The organism is Faecalibacterium gallinarum, from assembly GCF_022180365.1.
In the GTDB taxonomy this organism is placed as follows: domain Bacteria; phylum Bacillota; class Clostridia; order Oscillospirales; family Ruminococcaceae; genus Faecalibacterium; species Faecalibacterium gallinarum.
In genome coordinates, this window is sequence record NZ_BQKV01000007.1 from 36,392 (window position 1) to 55,719 (window position 19,328).

At 63.4% G+C, this 19,328-nt stretch carries 18 protein-coding genes and 1 riboswitch; of the genes, 16 read left to right on the forward strand and 2 right to left on the reverse strand.

The annotated features are described in order from the left end of the window. The first annotated feature begins 1 nt into the window (after position 1). The 14 genes from smc (at position 2) to JCM17207_RS00795 (ending at position 14,492) form a co-directional block, all read left to right on the forward strand. Positions 2-3,559 carry a chromosome segregation protein SMC gene (smc, locus tag JCM17207_RS00730; protein WP_238315537.1) on the forward strand — a complete coding sequence of 1,186 codons (3,558 nt, stop codon included), beginning with the start codon at positions 2-4 and terminating at the stop codon, positions 3,557-3,559. A gap of 63 nt (positions 3,560-3,622) precedes the next feature. Beyond that, positions 3,623-4,543, forward strand: a complete 921-nt coding sequence (gene ftsY, locus JCM17207_RS00735; RefSeq protein WP_238315538.1) for a signal recognition particle-docking protein FtsY — start codon at positions 3,623-3,625, stop codon at positions 4,541-4,543. 16 nt (positions 4,544-4,559) lie between these two features. After that, the gene (gene rdgB, locus JCM17207_RS00740) at positions 4,560-5,195 is read left to right on the forward strand and encodes an RdgB/HAM1 family non-canonical purine NTP pyrophosphatase (RefSeq protein WP_238315539.1); all 636 of its coding nucleotides are present in this window, start codon (positions 4,560-4,562) and stop codon (positions 5,193-5,195) included. 41 nt (positions 5,196-5,236) lie between these two features. Further along, complete coding sequence (locus tag JCM17207_RS00745) at positions 5,237-5,533, forward strand: YhbY family RNA-binding protein (protein WP_238315540.1); 297 nt, start codon at positions 5,237-5,239, stop codon at positions 5,531-5,533. Further along, entirely contained in the window at positions 5,530-6,153 is a 624-nt protein-coding gene (gene nadD, locus JCM17207_RS00750; protein WP_238315541.1) for a nicotinate (nicotinamide) nucleotide adenylyltransferase, read from the forward strand. Before JCM17207_RS00745 ends, nadD begins: the two co-directional genes overlap by 4 nt. Positions 6,154-6,181: 28 nt before the next feature. Beyond that, a complete protein-coding gene (yqeK, locus tag JCM17207_RS00755; protein ID WP_238315542.1) occupies positions 6,182-6,760 on the forward strand; it encodes a bis(5'-nucleosyl)-tetraphosphatase (symmetrical) YqeK in 579 nt (192 codons plus the stop codon). A 143-nt stretch (positions 6,761-6,903) separates the two neighbouring features. After that, positions 6,904-8,235: an LCP family protein gene (locus JCM17207_RS00760; protein WP_238315543.1), complete on the forward strand. Its 1,332-nt coding sequence runs from the start codon at positions 6,904-6,906 to the stop codon at positions 8,233-8,235. A 67-nt stretch (positions 8,236-8,302) separates the two neighbouring features. Further along, positions 8,303-8,689: a ribosome silencing factor gene (gene rsfS, locus JCM17207_RS00765; protein ID WP_238315544.1), complete on the forward strand. Its 387-nt coding sequence runs from the start codon at positions 8,303-8,305 to the stop codon at positions 8,687-8,689. A gap of 121 nt (positions 8,690-8,810) precedes the next feature. Next, positions 8,811-11,360, forward strand: a complete 2,550-nt coding sequence (gene leuS / locus JCM17207_RS00770; RefSeq protein WP_238315545.1) for a leucine--tRNA ligase — start codon at positions 8,811-8,813, stop codon at positions 11,358-11,360. A 156-nt stretch (positions 11,361-11,516) separates the two neighbouring features. Further along, positions 11,517-11,693 carry a 30S ribosomal protein S21 gene (gene rpsU / locus JCM17207_RS00775; RefSeq protein ID WP_040917814.1) on the forward strand — a complete coding sequence of 59 codons (177 nt, stop codon included), beginning with the start codon at positions 11,517-11,519 and terminating at the stop codon, positions 11,691-11,693. A gap of 115 nt (positions 11,694-11,808) precedes the next feature. Continuing rightward, positions 11,809-12,312 carry a YqeG family HAD IIIA-type phosphatase gene (locus tag JCM17207_RS00780; protein WP_238315546.1) on the forward strand — a complete coding sequence of 168 codons (504 nt, stop codon included), beginning with the start codon at positions 11,809-11,811 and terminating at the stop codon, positions 12,310-12,312. Beyond that, positions 12,309-13,181, forward strand: a complete 873-nt coding sequence (locus JCM17207_RS00785; RefSeq protein ID WP_238315547.1) for a TIM barrel protein — start codon at positions 12,309-12,311, stop codon at positions 13,179-13,181. The genes JCM17207_RS00780 and JCM17207_RS00785 overlap by 4 nt, the downstream gene beginning before the upstream one ends. 119 nt (positions 13,182-13,300) lie before the next feature. Then, a complete protein-coding gene (efp, locus tag JCM17207_RS00790) occupies positions 13,301-13,858 on the forward strand; it encodes an elongation factor P (protein WP_238315548.1) in 558 nt (185 codons plus the stop codon). A gap of 79 nt (positions 13,859-13,937) precedes the next feature. Beyond that, positions 13,938-14,492 (forward strand): CD1247 N-terminal domain-containing protein, encoded by a 555-nt coding sequence (locus JCM17207_RS00795; protein WP_238315549.1) that lies wholly within the window; start codon positions 13,938-13,940, stop codon positions 14,490-14,492. Between the two features lie 65 nt (positions 14,493-14,557). Here the strand turns inward: JCM17207_RS00795 and JCM17207_RS00800 are convergent, their stop codons facing one another. Next, on the reverse strand, positions 14,558-14,857 hold the full coding sequence (locus JCM17207_RS00800; RefSeq protein ID WP_238315550.1) for a hypothetical protein: 300 nt from the start codon (positions 14,855-14,857) through the stop codon (positions 14,558-14,560). A 218-nt stretch (positions 14,858-15,075) separates the two neighbouring features. On the opposite strand from JCM17207_RS00800, the gene JCM17207_RS00805 reads away from it, so the two are divergent. Next, positions 15,076-16,101, forward strand: a complete 1,026-nt coding sequence (locus tag JCM17207_RS00805; RefSeq protein WP_238315551.1) for a GDSL-type esterase/lipase family protein — start codon at positions 15,076-15,078, stop codon at positions 16,099-16,101. A 72-nt stretch (positions 16,102-16,173) separates the two neighbouring features. Here JCM17207_RS00805 and JCM17207_RS00810 read toward each other — a convergent pair whose 3' ends face one another. Then, entirely contained in the window at positions 16,174-17,835 is a 1,662-nt protein-coding gene (locus tag JCM17207_RS00810; RefSeq protein WP_238315552.1) for a formate--tetrahydrofolate ligase, read from the reverse strand. A gap of 77 nt (positions 17,836-17,912) precedes the next feature. Further along, positions 17,913-17,996: riboswitch (ZMP/ZTP riboswitch) on the reverse strand. Between the two features lie 167 nt (positions 17,997-18,163). Here JCM17207_RS00810 and JCM17207_RS00815 point away from each other — a divergent pair. Beyond that, positions 18,164-19,315, forward strand: coding sequence for a cysteine desulfurase family protein (locus JCM17207_RS00815; RefSeq protein ID WP_238315553.1), 1,152 nt, complete (start codon positions 18,164-18,166; stop codon positions 19,313-19,315). Positions 19,316-19,328: the final 13 nt, after the last annotated feature.

Sequence of the window (19,328 nt, forward strand, 5' to 3'; positions counted from 1 at the left end):
AATGGTATTAAAAGCGCTGGAGATCCAGGGATTCAAGAGTTTCCCGGATAAAGTCAAAATCACCTTCGGCGCAGGGGTCACCGGGGTGGTGGGGCCCAACGGCTCGGGCAAGTCGAACCTGTCGGACGCGGTCCGCTGGGTGCTGGGCGAGACCAGCACCCGGGAGCTGCGGAGCGCCGGCAAGATGGAGGATGTCATCTTCGGGGGCACCCGCCGCCGGGGGGCCATGGGTTATGCCTCGGTCCGCCTGACGGTGGACAACCGCGACCACGCCCTGGACCTGGACGCCGAGGAGGTCACCATCGGGCGGAAGTATTACCGCTCCGGCGAGAGCGAGTACAGCATCAACGGCAAGGTCTGCCGTTTGAAAGATGTCTACGAGCTCTTGCTGGACACCGGCATCGGCCGGGACGGCTATTCCATCATCGGCCAGGGCCGGATCGCCGAGATCGTGGCGGCCAAAGGGGCCGAGCGGCGGGAGATCTTTGAGGAAGCCTGCGGCATCGCCAAATACCGCTACCGCAAAAACGAGGCCGAGCGCCGCCTGGCCGCCGCTCAGGAAAATCTGGAGCGGCTGCGGGATATCCTGGACGAGCTGGAAAGCCGGGTGGGCCCTTTGGAAAAGGAGAGCCAGAAGGCGGAAAAGTTTTTAAAACTGGCCGCCCGGCGCAAAAGCCTGGAGGTGACCCTCTGGGTGGAGGAAGTCCACGCCGCCCGGGAGAACGCCCGCCGCCAGCAGCGGGACTATGAGACCGCCGAGGCCGAGTACCAGCGGTTCGACCGGGCCGAAAAAGCTGCTCAGCAGGAGGCTGAGGAGATCCGGATGCAGGCGCAGCGGCTGACCGTGGCCGTCGAGCGCCTGAATGGGGATATCCGCAGTATCACCGAGCAGATCAGCGCCAGCGAGAGCCGGGTGGCGGTGCTGGAAAACGACATCGAACACGGCCTGCGGAACATTGAGAGCCTGCAAGCCGAGCTGAACGAAGGGGCCGCCGCCCAGGCGGCTGAGGCCGATGCCTTGGAAAAGGCCCAGGCTCAGGCCCAGCGGCTGGAACAGGAAGCCGAGGCCCTTTCCGCTGAGATCGAGGCCTTGAGCCAAAAGCTGGAGGAGATCCAGACCGAGACCGCCGCCTCGGGCACCCGGCAGGAGAAACTGCGGGCCGCCCTTGCCGAAAAGACCGCCCGCCAGACCGAGGCCCGGGTGGCCGCCGCTGCCGCCGAGGCTGCCGCCTCTGCCGCCCGGGAGCGGCTGCCCGCCCTGCGGGAGAGCGCCGCCGCCGGGGCCGCCCAGCGGGCCGAGCTGGAAGAAACCTTGGCCGACACCGAAAAATATCTGACCCTGCTGGCCGAGAACGAAAAGCGGCTGGCCAACATCCGGGCGGGGCTTGAACTGAAACTCCAAACCCGGAAAAATCATCTGGCCCAGGCCGACGAGGCCGAGCAGAAACTGAGCCGGGCCCTGGATGGCGCCTCCCAGCGGCTGGCCGTCCTCCGGGAGCTGGAAAAAAACATGGACGGCTACCAGAACTCGGTCAAAGCCGTCATGCGGGCTGCCGCCAGCCGCCGCCTGCGGGGAATCATTGGGCCGGTGTCCTCCATCCTTACGGTGGAGCCCGGCTGCGAAGTGGCGGTGGAAACCGCCCTCGGGGGGGCGCTCCAAAATATCGTGGTGGAGAACGAGGCCGCCGCCAAAGCAGCCATCGCCATGCTCCGGGCCGACGGCGCAGGCCGGGCCACCTTCCTGCCGCTGGACACCGTCCAGCCCGGGGTATTCCGGGGGCAGCTAACCGGCACCGCCCGTCTGGCCAGTGAGTTGGTCGGGGCGGACAAGCGGTACCAGAACATTGTCTCGAACCTCTTGGGCCGGATCGTGGTGGTGGAGGAGATCAACGAAGCCTCCAAGGTCGCCCGCTCCCTCGGCTACCGGAACCGGGTGGTCACCCTGGACGGCCAGGTCATCAACGCGGGGGGCAGCTTCACCGGCGGCAGCGTCCAGCGGTCGGCGGGGCTTTTCACCCGAAAACAGGAGATTGAACAGCTCCACAGCCAGATTGCCCGGCTGGAAAAAGACTACGCCGCCGCCCAGGACCGCACCGACGAGTGTAAGGCCCAGGCGGATGCCCTGGCCGCGGAATTGACCGCCACCAGCAGCGAGCAGATCACCGCCGGGGGCGACCGGGTCCGGGCCGAGGCGGAACAGAAGCGGCTGACCGCCGCTCTCGCTGAGGCACGGGAAACCGCCCGCCAGCGGGCCGGGGAGATCGCCGCCCTGGAAAACCAGGCAGCCGCCCAGACGGCGGCTGCCGAAAAGGCCGAAGCCCTCTGCAAAAAGCTGGAAGAAGAGATTCAAGACCTCTCCGATCAGCTCACCCGGCTGGCCCAGGGGGACGACGGCTTCTTAGCCGCCCGGAGCCGCCTGGCGGAACAGCTGGCGGCCAAACGGCTGGAACAGCTGGCCCGGCAGAAGGACGCCGAGCTCTGCCGCAGCCGGATCGAAGCGGCCCGGCAGCACACCCAGGAACAGGACGCCCGCCGGGCCGGGCTCGAGGAGAGCATCCGGGCCCAGGAAGCCCAGAACGAAGCCAGCCGGGCCGCCATCCAGGCCATCCGGCAGGAAAACGAGGCCAGCCGGGCGGCCATCCAGGAAAAAGAGGCCGCCATCCGCCAGAGTACCCAGCAGCGGCTGGAACGCCAGAAGGCAGAGACCGAGGCCCAGATAGCCGCCCGCCACGCCGCCGAGAGCCGGGAGGAGCTGGCCCGGGAGATGGCGCGTCTTTCGGAGCGGAAAACCGCCGCCGAGGCCGAGTACGACCAGAGCATCGCCCGCCTGTGGGACGAATATCAGCTCACCCTCACCGGGGCCGAGGCTCTCTGTGTGGACTATACCAGCCTGCCCGCCCTGCGGGCCCAGGTGGCCGAGGTGCGGGGCAGCATCCGGGCCTTGGGCAGCGTCAATGTGGGCGCGGTGGAGGAGTACAAAGAGGTCAAACAGCGGTACGACACCCTGAAAGCCCAGGTCGAGGACGTGGAGGGGAGCAAAAACCGTCTGACCCGGATGATTGCCGAACTCAGCGGCCAGATGCGGGAGATCTTCTCCGACAGTTTCCGGGCCATCAACGAGCACTTCAGCCAGACTTTCCGGGAGCTGTTCGGCGGGGGCGAGGCCCATCTCACCCTGGAGGACCCCGAGGACGTATTGACTGGGGGCATCGAGATCCATGTGGCCCCGCCGGGCAAGGTCATCAAAAACCTGGAAGCTCTCTCGGGCGGCGAGCGGGCCCTGGTGGCCATCAGCATCTATTTCGGGATTCTGGCGGTCAACCCCGCGCCCTTCTGCATCCTGGACGAGATCGAGGCCGCGCTGGACGACGCCAACGTCACCCGCTTTGCCCAGTATCTGCGGCGGATCAGCGATAAAACCCAGTTCATCGTCATCACCCACCGCCGGGGCACCATGGAGGCCGCCGACGTGCTCTACGGGGTGACCATGCAGGAGGACGGCATCTCGAAACTTCTGAAACTGGATCTGGAACAGGTTGACGCGACCCTGATTTCCTGATACCATAAAACTGAAAAATTGCCGCCATACGTATTACTTTGAGAAAACAAACAGGAGACCACTATGGGTTTGTTTGGCAGAAATAAAGACAAAATGCAGAACGGCCTCAAAAAGACCCGCACGGGTTTTTGGGGCAATATCTTCAACACCCTCACCGGGGCCGAGATCACCGACGATCTCTACGACGATCTGGAAGAACAGCTGATCCTGGCCGATGTGGGCGCCGACATGGCCCTGCGTCTGGTGGAGCGGCTCCGCCGTGAGGTGGCAAACCAGCACCTCAAGACCGGCCCCCAGGCCATGGATGCCCTGCGGGAGATCCTGCGGGAAGAGATGGAGCCCTTCGGGGATATGGAGCTGGACGGCCATCCGGCGGTGATCCTGGTCATCGGGGTCAACGGGGTGGGCAAGACCACCAGCATCGCAAAGCTGGCCAACTACTACCGCAGCCAGGGCCGCAAGGTCATGCTGGCAGCGGGCGATACCTTCCGCGCCGCAGCCAGCGAACAGCTGGACATCTGGGCGGGCCGGGCCGGGGTGCCCATCGTCAAGGCCGGCGAGGGCGCAGACCCGGCGGCGGTCATCTTCGACACCGTCAAATCCGCCCAGGCCCGGGGCTACGATATGGTCATCGCCGACACGGCGGGCCGCCTGCACAACAAGGCCAACCTGATGGCGGAGCTGGCCAAGATCAGCCGCAGCGTCCACAAGGCCGCCCCCGAGGCGAGTCTCGAAACCCTGCTGGTGCTGGACGCCATCACCGGCCAGAACGCCATCAGCCAGGCCCGGGAGTTCTGCAAAGCCGCCAACGCCTCGGGCGTCATCCTGACCAAGCTGGATGGCACCGCCAAGGGCGGCTGCGTGGTGGCGGTCAAGCAGCGTCTGGGCCTGCCGGTCCGGTTTATCGGGGTGGGCGAGGGGATCGACGATCTGATCCCCTTCGATCCCGCCAGCTTTGCCGAGGAACTTCTGCCCCGGCAGTAAAAGGAGGAGCTGCACCATGAAAATCTGTGCTGCAACCGGCAACCCCGGCAAGCTCAAGGAGCTGCGCCGGATTCTCGAGGCCCAGGGCCACCAGGTCCTGAGCCAGAAAGAGCTGGCCCTGGATCTGGAACCGGAGGAGACCGGCACCACCTTTGCCGAAAATGCAAAGATCAAGGCTGAGACCCTCTGCAAGGCCAGCGGCCTGCCCACCGTAGCGGATGACTCCGGCCTCTGTGTGGAGGCCCTGGGGGGCGCGCCGGGGGTGTACAGCGCCCGGTACTGCGGCCGCCACGGGGACGATGAGGCTAACAACGATAAACTCCTGGCCGAAATGGCGAACGTCCCCGCCGGGCAGCGGGGGGCCAAATTCGTCTCGGCGGTCTGCCTGATGCTGCCGGACGGCCGGAGCCTGACCTGCCTGGGGGAGTGCCCGGGCCGGGTGGCCTTTGAGCGGTTGGCGGGGGATTACGGGTTCGGATACGACCCGCTTTTTATCCCCGACGAGTGCGGCGTGCCGGGGGGCAAGCGCCCCAACACCGAGGGCCGCAGCTATGCCCAGCTGACCCCCGACGAAAAGGACGCCATCAGCCATCGGGGCCGGGCCATGGAACAGCTGGAAGCCCGGCTGCCGGGCTTTCTGGCTGAAAAGTAAATAAAATCAATCCATTCGATCAAAACTAGAGGAGAATTCTTATGCTGACGAGCAAACAGCGCGCGATTCTGCGCGGCAAAGCAAATACCATGGAGCCTGTTTTCCAGGTGGGCAAGGGCGAAATCGACGAGACCCTGATCCAGGGCGTCAAGGACTGCCTGGCCGCCCGGGAACTGATTAAAGTGAAAGTGCTGGAAAACAGCATGTACAACGCCCGGGAGGCTTCCATCCTGCTGGCCGAGGCCACCGGCGCCGACTGCGTCCAGGTCATCGGCTCCAAGTTCGTGCTGTACCTCCAGAAAAAGAAGGACAGCGCCTACGCCGATCTTCTGAAATGAGGCTGCTGCTCTACGGCGGCACCTTCGACCCGCCCCACAACGGCCATTTAAACAATCTGGCCGCGGCGGCGGCGCGGGTGGCGCCGGATCAGGTGGTGGTGATGCCCGCCGGGGTGCCCCCCCACAAGCGGGCCAGCGCCACCCCGGCGGATCTCCGGCTGGAGATGTGCCGCTGCTTTTACGCTCTGGCCCAGGGGCCGAACCCCGTGGTGCCCCGGCTGGAAGTCAGCCGGTGGGAGATCGACCAGGCCGAGGCCGGGCGGCGGAACTACACCGTCCTGACCCTGGAAATGCTGACCCAGGCTTACCCGGGGGCGGAGCTCTATCTCGCAGTGGGCAGCGATATGCTGCGTACCTTTGACGAGTGGTACCGCTGGCAGGATATCCTGCATCTGGCCCGTCTGGTGGTGGTCAGCCGGGAGATCGGGGACGACATGACCCTCCACGCCGCCGCCCGGCGGCTGGACCCCATGGGCGGGCGGATCCTCTTTGCGCCGGTGCAGGCGCTGCCCATGGCCAGCAGTCAGCTGCGGGCCCGGCTGGCAGCGGGGGAGGAGTGCGCCGAGGCCCTGCCTGAGGAAGTGCGGCAGGTGATCCGCCGCGACGGGCTTTACCGGTGAACTGAAAACATCCAAGGGGGAATGGAAGATGGATCTGAAAGAGGCGAAAGCCCTCGCCCGGAGCCGGATGGGGGACAAGCGCTTTGAACACACCCTGAACGTAAAGAAGATGGCCGTCAAGATGGCCAAACACTATGGCGTAGACCCGGACCAGGCCGCCCTGGCGGCCCTGCTCCACGACACCGCCAAGGAGATGCCCGCCGCCCGGCAGCTGGAGCTGCTGCGCAGCCACCCGGACCTGGCCGAGGACGCCGAGAACCGGCCCGCCCCGGTCTGGCACGGCATCTGCGCGGCCATCCTGGCCCGGACCGAGTGGGGCATCACCGACGAGGCGGTGCTCTCGGCCATCGGCTGCCACACCACCGGCAAACCCGGCATGGGGGCGCTGGATAAAATTATCTTCCTGGCCGACATGACCAGCGCCGAGCGCAGCTGGGAGGGGGTCGAGGAACTGCGGAGGCTGGAGATGGTGGACCTGGACGAGGCCATGCTCTCGGCACTGGAACAGACGGTGGGGTATGTGATCCGCTCGGGCAAGCCGGTGGACCCCATGTCGGCCCGGACCTATGAAGATTTGAAACGTACATTCGCGCCGGCCGCGCGCTGAGAGGGCGGGGTTTTTGCCGCCCGGCCGCGAAAACCGATTGCGGATTCTGCCCGGGAATGTTATACTAATGCGTATGACGCAAAAGATCCGGGCGCCCGCCGGGCTGCCCGGCGGAATACAAAAGATCTGGAGGACACAAAACCATGAGTGAAACGCCGCGTCACATCAAGACAGACCGGTCGCTGGGCGGCTCCTACGCCCCAGCCGGGGGCGCAGGCTCGCCTCGGGGCGGGCCGGGCCGGGGCCGCAGCGGCGGCGAACCCCCGCGCCGTCGGCGCAAGAAGAAACGCAGCCCCCGCTGGGTGCCGCTGGCGGTCACCCTGGCGGTGATCGCGGTGGTTTCCTGCGCGGTGGTCTACGCGGTGCAGTATGTGGCCCGGGTGGAGGAGAGCATCCGCCCCGAGTCGGACGCGCCCTCCATTGTTGAGGAGATCCAGACCATCGAGGAGTACAAGGGGGATGTGGTAAACATCCTGGTCTGCGGCCTGGACTATGAAGAGGGCCGCAACTACTCCGACGACCCCACCAGCAACGACGGCATGACGGATATGATCCTCTACTGCCAGTTCGACATCAAGGGCGGGGCGCTGCGGATGCTCCAAATTCCCCGCAATACCCTGGTGACTACCAAGAACCGCACCGTCACCCTCTCCAGCGGCAAGACCTATGCCGCCTCCAACTACCAGATCAACTCGGTGGCCCTGTCCAATGGCGGCAGCATCGCCGCCCTGGCGGAGGTCATCTACGACCAGTACAAGCTGCCCATCGACTACTATGTCACCATCGACATGCAGGCCCTCAAAGAGGTGGTGGACAACTTCGGCGGCATCGAGGTCTATATCCCCCACGATATGGAGTTTGCGGGCAGCTTCCTGGCGCAGGGGTACCGCAACCTGGACGGCGCATCGGCGGAGTTCTTCGTCCGCAACCGCCACGGCGAGGGCTACCAGAACTCGGACATCGACCGGCTGAACATGCAGCGGTATTTCTACGCGGGCCTGTTCAAGCGGGCGCGGTCCATGTCGGCCACCGATATCCTCAACCAGATGCCCATTATCTTCAATAACTATATCCACACCGATATGGATCTGGTCACCCTGGGCAAGCTGGCCATGTCCTTCCTCAAGATTGACAGCGCCAACATCATGATGGCCCAGACCCCGGTGTTCATGGGCGGGGATATCCCCTATGTGGGCGCCACCGACAGCTTCGCGGGTTACTCCTGCGTGGTGCCGGACGCTGGCTCCATCGCCGAGCTGCTGAACACTTATTTCCGCAACTATACCGGGCCGGTGAGCGCCGAGGAGCTCAACCTCTGCACCGACGACTGGCCCCACGGCAGCTACTCCACCAACGCCAATGTGCAGTTTGTGGGTCAGCTGGATAAAGAGGCCGACGACGCCATCCTGGAGGGCAACACCGACGTGGAGGGCGCTGTGACCACCGACGGCCAGGCCGCAGGCGGCCAGCCGTAAACCCCGCTTATCCCGGCCGCCCTGGGGGCGCCGGTACATTTGCTGAACATGACAAGGAGCAACACAAATGGAAAAGCAGATTGACAGCAAAACCCTTGCCATTGAGATCGCCAAGATCCTGGACGGCAAAAAAGCCCAGGACGTGCGGGTGCTCAAGGTCGAGGATCTGACCGTTCTGACCGATTATTTCGTCATCGCCTCCGGCACCTCCACCACCCAGGTGGCGGCGCTGGCCGATGAGGTGGACTACCAGCTCTCCCAGCGGGGGATCAAGCCCTACAACACCGAGGGCTTTGACTCCAAAAACTGGGTGCTGCTGGATTATTCCAGCGTGATTGTCCATGTGTTCGTGCCCAACACCCGCACCTATTACGATCTGGAGCACCTGTGGGCAGACGGCGAGCCGGTGGATATTTCCGCCTACCTCAAGCCCGAGGAGGGCGCTGCGGAATAACCCCCGCGCCCCGAAAAGAAAAAAACGAATTCCTCCCCGCCGCCTTTCTGGCGGCGGGTTTGGGTTGCGGCGGGGCAGCCCCTGCCGCAGTGATAGAAAAAAGTCTGGAGCTGATAACGAGATGAAATACGATTACAAGGCCGTTGAGGCCAAGTGGCAGAAGGTCTGGGAAGACGAAAAGACCTTCCACGCCGAGATCGACCACAAAAAGCCCAAATTCTACGCCCTGGTGGAGTTCCCCTACCCCTCCGGCGCGGGCCTGCATGTGGGCCACCCCCGCAGCTATACTGCGCTGGACGTGGTCTCCCGCAAGCGCCGTCAGTGCGGCTACAACGTCCTGTACCCCATGGGCTGGGACGCTTTCGGCCTGCCCACCGAGAACTTCGCCATGAAGAACCACATCCACCCGGCCATCGTGACCAAGCAGAATGTGGACCACTTCCGCAGCCAGCTCAAGGCCCTGGGCTTCTCGTTCGACTGGGACCGCGAGGTCAACACCACCGACCCCTCTTACTACAAGTGGACCCAGTGGATCTTCCTCCAGCTGTACAAGCACGGCCTGGCTTACAAGAAGGAAATGAACGTCAACTGGTGCACCGGCTGCAAGTGCGTTCTGGCCAACGAAGAGGTGGTCAACGGCGTCTGCGAGCGGTGCGGCAGCGAGGTGGTCCACCGGGTCAAGAGCCAGTGGATGCTCAAGATCACCGAGTACGCCGACAAGCTGATCGACGGCCTGGACGGCCTGGATTACATCGAGCGGGTGGCCACCCAGCAGAAGAACTGGATCGGCCGCAGCTACGGCGCCGAGGTCAACTTCACCACCACCTCCGGCGATACCCTGACCGTCTACACCACCCGGTGCGACACCCTGTTCGGCGCCACCTACATGGTCGTCTCCCCCGAGCACAAGCTGGTCAAGGAGTGGCTGGAAAAGGGCGTCATCAAAAATGCCGACGAGGTCAAGGCCTACCAGGCCGAGGCCGCCCGCAAGAGCGACTTTGAGCGCACCGAGATCAACAAGGAAAAGACCGGCGTCAAGCTGGAGGGCGTCCGGGGCATCAACCCGGTGAACGAGACCGAGATCCCCATCTTCATCTCGGACTACGTCCTGGCCACCTACGGCACCGGCGCCATCATGGCCGTGCCCGCCCACGATACCCGCGACTGGGAGTTCGCCAAGAAGTTCGGCCTGCCCATCGTGGAGGTCGTCAAGGGCGAGACCCCCTCGAACCTCGATGAGGCCGCCTTTACCGACGTGGCCACCGGCACCCTGGTGAACTCCGGTTTCCTGGACGGCCTGTCCGTCACCGACGCCAAGGCCAAGATGGTGGCCTGGCTGGAAGAGACCGGCAAGGGCCGCGAGAAGGTCAACTACAAGCTCCGTGACTGGGTGTTCAGCCGCCAGCGTTACTGGGGCGAGCCCATCCCCATGGTCTACTGCGAGAAGTGCGGCTGGCAGCCCCTGCCCGAGAGCAGCCTGCCCCTGACCCTGCCCGACATCACCGACTTTGAGCCGGGCCCCGACGGCGAGAGCCCCCTGGCCCGCCACACCGACTGGGTCAAGACCACCTGCCCCTGCTGCGGCGGCCCCGCCACCCGCGAGACCGACACCATGCCCCAGTGGGCTGGCTCCTCCTGGTACTTCCTGCGGTATATGGACCCCCACTGCGAGGACGCCCTGGCCTCCAAGGAGGCCCTGGAGTACTGGTCCCCGGTGGATTGGTACAACGGCGGCATGGAGCACACCACCCTGCACCTGCTGTACAGCCGGTTCTGGCACAAGTTCCTCTATGACATCGGTGTGGTTCCCACTGCCGAGCCCTACCAGAAGCGGACGGCCCACGGCATGATCCTGGGCCTGAACCCCCACAGCTTTGTCAACCTGCCCGCCGAGGAGAAGGAGCAGCTGCTGGCCCAGTACGGCAGCCAGAAGGCCGCCGAAAAGGCCCTGGAGGAGAAGTACGGTGAGATGGTCCGCCACCCCATCGTCAAGATGTCCAAGAGCCTGGGCAACGTCATCAACCCCGACGAGGTGGTGGACACCTACGGCGCCGACACCATGCGTCTGTATGAGATGTTCATGGGCGACTTCGAGCAGGCTGCCCCCTGGCAGACTTCCGCCATCGCGGGCTGCAACCGGTTCCTGGACCGCGTCTGGGCTCTGTCTGAGAAGCTGGTCCCCGGCGAGGGCTACCGCCCCGAGATCGAGACCCTGATGCACCAGACCATCAAGAAGGTCAGCGCCGACATCGAGGGCCTGAAGATGAACACCGCCATCGCCCAAATGATGACCCTGGTGAACGCCCTGTACGACAACGGCGGCGCCACCAAGGCCGAGTTCGAGACCCTGGTTCAGCTTTTGAACCCCTTCGCTCCCCACATGACCGAGGAGCTGTGGGAGAAGCTGGGCCACAGCCACAATGAGCAGCTGGCCTACTACCCCTGGCCCACCTACGAGGAGGCCAAGTGCGTCGAGGCCATGGTGGAGATCGCCGTCCAGGTCAACGGCAAGGTCAAGGCCCGCCTGAAGGTGCCCGCCGACGTGACCTCGGAGGCCGCCATCGCTGCCGCCAAGGCCGACCCCGCCGTGGCTGCCGCCCTGGAGGGCAAGACCCTGGTCAAGGAAATTTACGTCAAGGGCCGCCTGGTGAACCTGGCTGCCAAGGGCTAAGCGCATCGCCCCGGATCGTTCACGGAATTTTTAAAATTATACTCCAAAAATCTTTCCAAAAAGGTTGACGAACCAAAGAAAATGCGCTATACTGTCTACTGTTAGTTACCATGTAACAACGAAATTCCTGCCTCACGGTCCAAGGGAGGGAATAAGATGTCGGAAATTCGTGTTAAAGAGGGCGAGTCGCTGGAAAGCGCACTGCGTCGCTTTAAGCGCAGCACTGCTCGCAGCGGTGTGCTCGCAGAGGTTCGTAAGCGCGAGGCTTACGAGAAGCCCTCTGTTCGCCGCAAGAAGAAGTCTGAAGCAGCCCGCAAGCGCAAGTTCAAGTAATTGAACCCTTCGTTGCTTTTAGATCCTTCGCGTTGCTAACGCCGATGTGGGAGAACCTGTTCAGGTTCTCCCATTTTTGTTTCTAAGCCCCACAGTCTGGAAGGAGCTTATCTCTATGCTGATTACCCCGGAATATGTTTTCAAGGACGTCACCCGCATCACCCCGGCCTTTCTGGCCGAAAAGGGAATCACCGCCCTGGTGCTGGACATTGACAACACCCTCACCGGCGACGGCAGCCAGGAGCTGACGGATGATGTGGCCGCCTGGCTGGAAGAAATGAAAGCCGCCGGCATCGGTCTGACCCTGGTCTCCAACGGCGCTCCCAAGCGGGTGGCGCCCTTCGCCAAAAAGCTGGGCATGCAATACGTCTGCAGGGCGGCCAAACCTCTGACCCTGGGCCTGCGTGTGGCCCGGCGACGGCTGGGGGTGCCCCGGAAGCAGATGGCCATGGTGGGGGACCAGCTCTACTGTGACCGGCTGGCCGCGGCCCTCTACGGCATCCCGGCCTTTATGGTGGTGCCCCGGGGCCCGGACATCGGCCCCCAGGTCAAGCTGAAACGCAAATGGGAGCGCCGCCACTGGCAGGAGTACTACGACCGGGGAGGGAAGCTGCTGTGAGCGGAACAGACTGGAAGATTCGATTCGGCACCGCCGGCGAGAGCGACAGCTTCGCCGCCCAGGGGTACAAGACCAGCCTGGACATCCCCGCCTATACCGCCGGGATGGGGCTGGACGCTTTCGAGTACCAGTGCGGCCACGGCGTCCGCCTGGGGGTGGAAAAGGCCGGCAAGATGGCCGCTGCCGCCCGGGAGAGGGGGATCCTCTTCAGCGTCCACGCGCCCTATTATATCAGCATGTCCAGCCTGGAGGAGGAGAAGCGTCTCAACAGCATCCACTATCTGCTCCAGAGCTGCGAGGTCTGCCGGGCCCTGGGAGGCCGCCGGGTGATCTTCCACTCGGGCAGCTGCGGCAAGCAGAGCCGGGAGGCCGCCCTGGAAAAAGCCCTGGACACCATGCGCCGGGCCGTGGAGGCCCTGGACGAGGCGGGCTATGGGGATATGACCCTCTGCCCTGAGACCATGGGAAAGATCGGCCAGCTGGGCACCCTGGAAGAAGTGCTGGCCCTCTGCGGGGTGGACAAACGGATCACCCCCTGCATCGACTTCGGGCACCTGAACGCCCGCACCCTGGGGGGCATCCAGACCAAAGCGGACTACGCCGCCATCCTGGACAGGCTGGGCGAGGCCCTGGGGGATGAGCGGGCCGCCCGGTTCCATGTCCACTTCTCCCGCATTGAGTATTCCGCCGGGGGCGAAAAACGCCACTGGACCTTTGCCGAGACCCAGTTCGGCCCCGAGCCTGAGCCCCTGATGGAGCTTTTGGCCCAGCGGGGGCTGGAGCCAGTGGTGATCTGTGAGAGCGCCGGTACCCAGGCCGAGGACGCCCAGACCATGCAGGCGCTCTACCGGGCCGCTTTAAAGGGTTGAAGGAATGCTGCTTTTCCCGCTTTTTTGCCCAAACCCCTTGCCAAACCGAGCGTGATTGGGTAAAATAAATTAAGATATGCGTAAGCATCAGACACTAACACTTAATGGAGGAATTCCGTATGATTTCTGCAGGCGAGTTTCGCAATGGCGTGACCTTTGAGCAGGACGGCCAGGTTCTTCAGGTCGTTGAGTTCCAGCACGTCAAGCCCGGCAAGGGCGCTGCCTTTGTTCGCACCAAGACCAAGAACGTGATTACCGGCTCTGTGGTTGAGACCAGCTACAACCCGACCGCTAAGTTCCCCCAGGCTTTCATCGAGCGCAAGGACGTCACCTACAGCTACGCTGACGGCGATCTGTACCACTTCATGGACAACGAGACCTACGACGATATCCCCGTCAACGCCTCCGATGTGCCCGATAACTTCAAGTTCTGCAAGGAGAACGAGGTCTGCAAGCTGCTGAGCTACAAGGGCAAGGTCTTCAGCGTTGAGATCCCCAACTTCATCGAGCTGACCGTCACCGCTACCGAGCCGGGTGTCCGCGGCAACACCGCCACCAACACCCTGAAGCCCGCTACTGTGGAGACCGGTGCAGAGCTGCGCGTGCCCCTGTTCATCAACGAGGGCGACGTCATCCGCATCGACACCCGCACCGGCGAGTATATGGAGCGCGTCTAATTGGAATCCCGAACCGGGCCGACGGGGTGCCGTCTGCCCGGTTTTTTAAAATCAATCACTTTTTTGGGAGGAACAGAGTATGGAACTGACCGAAAAGGCTGCCTATCTGAAGGGGCTGATCGAGGGCCTGGGCGTGGATGACTCCACCAAGGAGGGCAAAATCATCCGGGCGATGAGCGAACTGCTGGGCGAGATGGCCGCGTCCATCCATGAGATCGACGACGACCTCAGCCAGGTGTACGACGATGTGGATGCTCTGTGCAACGAGGTGGAGGATCTGGAAGCCGACCTCTACGAGGATGAGGACGAGGACGACGAGGATGACGATTCCACCGACCCCTGCTATGAGGTGGATTGCCCCCACTGCGGCGAGACCGTCTATGTGACCGAGGAAGATCTGGAAGAGGGCGAGGCCTTCTGCACCAGCTGCGGCAAATCTTTTGAGATTGCCCTGGCCCCGGACGACGAGGACGAGGAAGAAGCCGAGGAGGCCGACGAGGAGCCGGCCCGCTATGAGGTCACCTGCCCCAGCTGCGGCGCCGTAACGGTCCTGGACGAGGATACCCTCATGGAGGGCAAGGCCTTCTGCTCCGGCTGTGGCCAGCCCCTGGAGCTGGAGGTCACCGAGGAGTAATTCCTCCGCCTTGCAACAAAACCCACAAAAAAGAACCCCTGCCGTTTGGCAGGGGTTCTTCTGGTTTATTTGGCAGGCTGCGAGGATTTGATGGCTTTTTCCAGCCAGATGCCGCCGATGTCCAGCGCGTTGTACAGGCCGTGCTTGGTGGTCTGGCGGGCGATGCGCTCCTGCGGGGCCTTGGTGGTGTCGGTGGAGAGCAGCATCAGATGCACTTTGTCGGCTACCTGCTGGTCGCCCATGGAGGCCGTGGTTAAAATCTGCAGGTAGAGCACATACGGATCGGTCATCTTGCCGTAATACAGCTCGTTGTCCTTGCGGACCAGGGGCTTGCCTTTATAAGTCAATTTCGGAGTAAATGGCATCGAAAAAACCTCCCTGTCATAAAGATTCTTTTCTAGTATAACATAAAACAAAGAGTAATACAAACTTAAATTTGGCCCGCCGCTGGGCAGACTGTGAAGTTTTTCCTTATCTCTTGAAGGGTACCGGGGGGTGCTGTATAATGGTTATACTAAGACCGGGCGGGCCGGCTGTGCCCCGGCGCAGCCGGCCCCCACCCCCCAAAGGAGGTTTGTCTGCCATGGCGGATTATCAGGAATATCGTCGCCGGGTGCTGCACCGGCGCTGGCGCAGAATGTTTATGTCGGCAGCTTTGTTTTTGGTGCTGCTGCTGCTGGTGATGCTGGCGTTATTGTGGCGCCGGTTTTTCCCGGTGCGGCTCCACTCGGCCCAGGCGGAACAGACTCTGCTGGCCCGGACGCTGCCCAGCAGCGACTGGAGCACCCTCGACTACACCCGGCAGGAGGGGCTGGTGGTCCAAACTCTGGCCGACGGCTCTACGGCGATGGATTTCCGGCTGGCGTCCCTGCCGAAGAACGAGGGGGAGCCGGTGGATCTGAGCTATTTCAACGACGTGACGTTTTTGGGCGACAGCCTGACCCAGGGGTTCCAGATCTATGACACCGGGCTGCCTAACGCCCACTACTGTGCCTACCGCGGGGTGGGCCCCAACGCAGTGGTCAACGGGACAACCTGTACCCGGGTGGACGGCCAGACCGAGATTCCCATGGAGGCCCTGGTGGCCAGCCAGCCCAAGGCGGTTTATATCCTGCTGGGCACCAACGTCCTCACCCGGGACACCGATTATTCGGGCTTCCTCTCCTACTATGGCCGGATGCTGGATATGATCCGCCAGGCTCTGCCCGATGCGGTCATCTATGTCCAGTCCATCACCCCGGTCCGGCCCGAGGTCCGCACCAAGGAGAACCACGACGGAATGTACGGCGAGCGGTTCTGCCGGGTGAACAATGACCTGGCGGCCCTGGCCCTGGAAAAGGGATGTATCTTCCTGAATCTGTGGGAGTTCCTGGCCGACGAGAGCGGGAACTTGAAGGTGGAGTACGCCCAGCCGGACGGCTACCATCTGACCAGCGCCGGCTACGCCGCCTGGGTGGAGTACCTGCGGACCCACGCCGTCCCTCTGCCCACCGCCAGCGCTCCGGCCCCGAATTTAGGGGGCTCTGCGCTGGATGAGACCAACCTCGAGCAGGCAGCTTCCGCAGACGCTGCGGCCTCTGCGGCGGCCAGCAGTTCAGCGGCGGCCTAACTGAAAACACAAGAGGGCAGCCCCCACTTCGGGGGCTGCCCTCTCTTTATGGGTAATTTTTCAGAAACAGGATCAGAACAGGCCGCTGATCTTACCCTCGGCGTCCACGTCGATGTTGACGGCAGCGGGCTTCTTGGGCAGGCCGGGCATGGTCATGATGCTGCCGCAGATGACCACCACAAAGCCGGCGCCGGCGGACAGCCGCACCTCCCGCACCTCCATGGTGAAACCGGTGGGGGCGGCCAGGAGCTTGGCGTTATCCGAGAAGCTGTACTGAGTCTTGGCGATGCAGACGGGCAGGTTGCCGTAGCCCATCTCGGTCAGTTCGGCCAGGGTCTTGCTGGCGGCGGCGCTGTAATTGACCCCGTCGGCCCGGTAGATCTTGGTGGCCACCGCGTTGATCTTGTCCTTCAGGGACATTTCCAGGGGGTAGGTGTACTGGATGGGCCGGTCCTCCATGATCTCCAGAACCTTCTCGGCCAGAGCCTTGCCGCCCTCGCCGCCCTTGGCGAAGACCTCGCTCAGGACACAGGGCACGCCCTGCTCGGCGCAGTACTGCTCGACGAAAGCCTGCTCCTCAGCGGTGTCGGTGGGGAAGGCGTTGATGGCCACCACCACCGGCAGGCCAAAGCCGTTTTTCAGGTTGTCAATGTGGCGGCCCAGGTTGGCGATGCCCTTCTGAACGGCCTCCAGGTTGGGGGTGTTCAGGTCGGCCTTGGCCACCCCGCCGTGGCTCTTGAGGGCCCGGACGGTGGCCACCAGGACGCAGGCCGAGGGGGCAATGCCCGCGTAGCGGCACTTGATGTCCAGGAACTTCTCTGCGCCCAGGTCGGCGCCGAAGCCCGCCTCGGTGATGACGTAGTCCGCCAGAGAGAGGCTCAGTTTGGTGGCCAGCACGCTGTTGCAGCCGTGGGCGATGTTGGCGAAGGGGCCGCCGTGGATGATGGCGGGGTTATTCTCCAGGGTCTGGACCAGGTTGGGGTCGATGGCGTCCTTCAGCAGGGCGGTCATGGCGCCCGCTGCGCCGATCTCACCGGCGGTCACCGGCTTGCCGTCGTAGGTGTAGGCGCAGACGATCCGGCTCAGCCGCTCTTTCAGGTCGGAGATGCTGGTGGCCAGGCAGAAGATGGCCATAATCTCGCTGGCCACGGTGATGTCAAAGCCGTCCTCCCGGGGGGTGCCGTTAACCTTGCCGCCCAGGCCGTCCACGATGAACCGCAGCTGCCGGTCGTTCATGTCCATGCAGCGCTTCCAGGTGATCCGGCGGGGGTCGATGTTCAGGGGGTTGCCCTGCTGGATGCTGTTGTCGATCATGGCAGCCAGCAGGTTATTGGCGGTGCCGATGGCGTGCAGGTCGCCGGTGAAGTGGAGGTTGATGTCCTCCATGGGGACAACCTGGGCGTAGCCGCCGCCGGCCGCGCCGCCCTTGATGCCGAAGACAGGGCCCAGCGAGGGCTCACGCAGGCAGAGCATGGTCTTTTTGCCCAGGGCGCACATGGCGTCGGCCAGGCCCACGCTGGTGGTGGTCTTGCCCTCGCCGGCGGGGGTGGGGCTGATGGCCGTGACCAGGATCAGCTTGCCCTGCTTTTCGGCCGAGTGGATCAGCCGGTGGTTGATCTTTGCCTTATAGCGGCCGTAAGGGATCACGTCCTCGTCCTTGAGGCCGAGGCAGGCAGCGATCTCGGTGATGGGTTTCATGGTGGCTTCCTGTGCGATCTGGATATCGGATTTCATAGGGGCAGTTCTCCTTTCCATCGGCCGGGGGCGGGCCCGGCGGCACGAAAAAAGGGCAGCTTTACGCACTTACGGCGTAAGGCTGCCCAGACGGTCGACATTGAATCAAAAACCCTCCCCGCACTGTGGTGCTCCACAAGATTCCGTCAGCGGGCCAGAGTTCCTTACAGGACTAAGATAGCATAGTTGGGCCGAATTTGTCAAGGAGAATTCTGCCGGGAAAAAGCCCCGCCCCTTTTGCATTTTCCGGCGTTTGTGCTATACTTATATACTAAGAAATTCTGCGGATTTTCAAACCCAAGAGAAGAATAAGAAAGCGGAAAACACTATGCTTTATAACCCTGAGTTACATTATCTGGACAACGCGGCCACCACCATTGTCGCCCCCGAGGTGGCGGACGTGATCGACAAGGCCATGCGGGAGCACTGGGCCAACCCCTCCAGCCTGTACGGCCCCGGCGCCCGCAGCGAGGAGGCCCTAAACGCCGCCCGGGCCGCCGTGGCCCGGACCCTGGGCTGCAAGAGCCGGGAGCTGTATTTCACCTCCTGCGGCTCAGAGTCCAACAACCTGGCCATCTTCGGCGGGGTGCAGACCAAGACCTTCGGCAAAGGGGTGGTGGTCTCGGGCTTTGAGCACCCCAGCGTCCAGCGCCCTATGGAGCGGCTGGCCGAGATGGGCTACGATGTGACCGTCGTCCCCCCCGAGCCGGACGGGCGGCTGAACGTGGACAAAATGCTGGCCCACGTCAACCGCTCCACCGTCCTGGTGGCCTGCATGATGGTCAACAACGAGACCGGCGCCCGCTGCGATGTGGAAAAGCTGGCCGCCGGGGTCAAGAAGATCAGTTCCCGGACCATGGTCCATGTGGACGCCGTCCAGGCCTGGATGCGGCTGCCCATCAAGCTGGCCAACATCGACTCCATGGCCATCAGCGGCCACAAAATCCACGCCCCCAAGGGGATCGGCGCGCTGTATCTCAGCGACAGCCTGGCCCAGAGCTTCCGGCCGCCCTACCTCGGCGGCGAGCAGGAGCGGGGCAAGCGCCCCGGCACCGAGAACCTGCCCTATGCGTTGGGCCTGGCTGCGGCGGCCACTCGTCTGGCCGGGAACATGAAGGCCCGGCAGGAGAAGGTCCGGTCCCTGAATGAACAGCTCCGGGCGGGGCTGGCGGCCTTCCCTGAGATCGAGATCAACAGCCCCGAGGGATCGGTGCCCGAGGTGCTGAATTTCAGCGAGAACTGCATCAAGAGCGAGACCATGCTGGCCTTCCTGGCGGAGAAACAGATCTATGTCTCCTCGGCCAGCGCCTGCGGGCGGGGCCAGCCCAGCCACACCCTGGCCGCCATGGGCCGCTCGCCCCTGGCCATCGACACTGCCATCCGGGTGTCTTTCTGCGCCGACAACACCCCCGAGGATGTGGACGCCTTCCTCAACCGGCTGGAGGACGGGATGAAGCACCTCCAGAGAATCCACAAGTAAACATTCAGGAGAA

Excerpts from the sequence above, each read along its gene's own strand:
- smc (WP_238315537.1), top strand. The coding sequence starts at position 2 with ATGGTATTAAAAGCGCTGGAGATCCAGGGATTCAAGAGTTTCCCGGAT.
- ftsY (WP_238315538.1), top strand. The coding sequence starts at position 3,623 with ATGGGTTTGTTTGGCAGAAATAAAGACAAAATGCAGAACGGCCTCAAA.
- rdgB (WP_238315539.1), top strand. The coding sequence starts at position 4,560 with ATGAAAATCTGTGCTGCAACCGGCAACCCCGGCAAGCTCAAGGAGCTG.
- JCM17207_RS00745 (WP_238315540.1), top strand. The coding sequence starts at position 5,237 with ATGCTGACGAGCAAACAGCGCGCGATTCTGCGCGGCAAAGCAAATACC.
- nadD (WP_238315541.1), top strand. The coding sequence starts at position 5,530 with ATGAGGCTGCTGCTCTACGGCGGCACCTTCGACCCGCCCCACAACGGC.
- yqeK (WP_238315542.1), top strand. The coding sequence starts at position 6,182 with ATGGATCTGAAAGAGGCGAAAGCCCTCGCCCGGAGCCGGATGGGGGAC.
- JCM17207_RS00760 (WP_238315543.1), top strand. The coding sequence starts at position 6,904 with ATGAGTGAAACGCCGCGTCACATCAAGACAGACCGGTCGCTGGGCGGC.
- rsfS (WP_238315544.1), top strand. The coding sequence starts at position 8,303 with ATGGAAAAGCAGATTGACAGCAAAACCCTTGCCATTGAGATCGCCAAG.
- leuS (WP_238315545.1), top strand. The coding sequence starts at position 8,811 with ATGAAATACGATTACAAGGCCGTTGAGGCCAAGTGGCAGAAGGTCTGG.
- rpsU (WP_040917814.1), top strand. The coding sequence starts at position 11,517 with ATGTCGGAAATTCGTGTTAAAGAGGGCGAGTCGCTGGAAAGCGCACTG.
- JCM17207_RS00780 (WP_238315546.1), top strand. The coding sequence starts at position 11,809 with ATGCTGATTACCCCGGAATATGTTTTCAAGGACGTCACCCGCATCACC.
- efp (WP_238315548.1), top strand. The coding sequence starts at position 13,301 with ATGATTTCTGCAGGCGAGTTTCGCAATGGCGTGACCTTTGAGCAGGAC.
- JCM17207_RS00795 (WP_238315549.1), top strand. The coding sequence starts at position 13,938 with ATGGAACTGACCGAAAAGGCTGCCTATCTGAAGGGGCTGATCGAGGGC.
- JCM17207_RS00800 (WP_238315550.1), bottom strand. The coding sequence starts at position 14,857 with ATGCCATTTACTCCGAAATTGACTTATAAAGGCAAGCCCCTGGTCCGC.
- JCM17207_RS00805 (WP_238315551.1), top strand. The coding sequence starts at position 15,076 with ATGGCGGATTATCAGGAATATCGTCGCCGGGTGCTGCACCGGCGCTGG.
- JCM17207_RS00810 (WP_238315552.1), bottom strand. The coding sequence starts at position 17,835 with ATGAAATCCGATATCCAGATCGCACAGGAAGCCACCATGAAACCCATC.
- JCM17207_RS00815 (WP_238315553.1), top strand. The coding sequence starts at position 18,164 with ATGCTTTATAACCCTGAGTTACATTATCTGGACAACGCGGCCACCACC.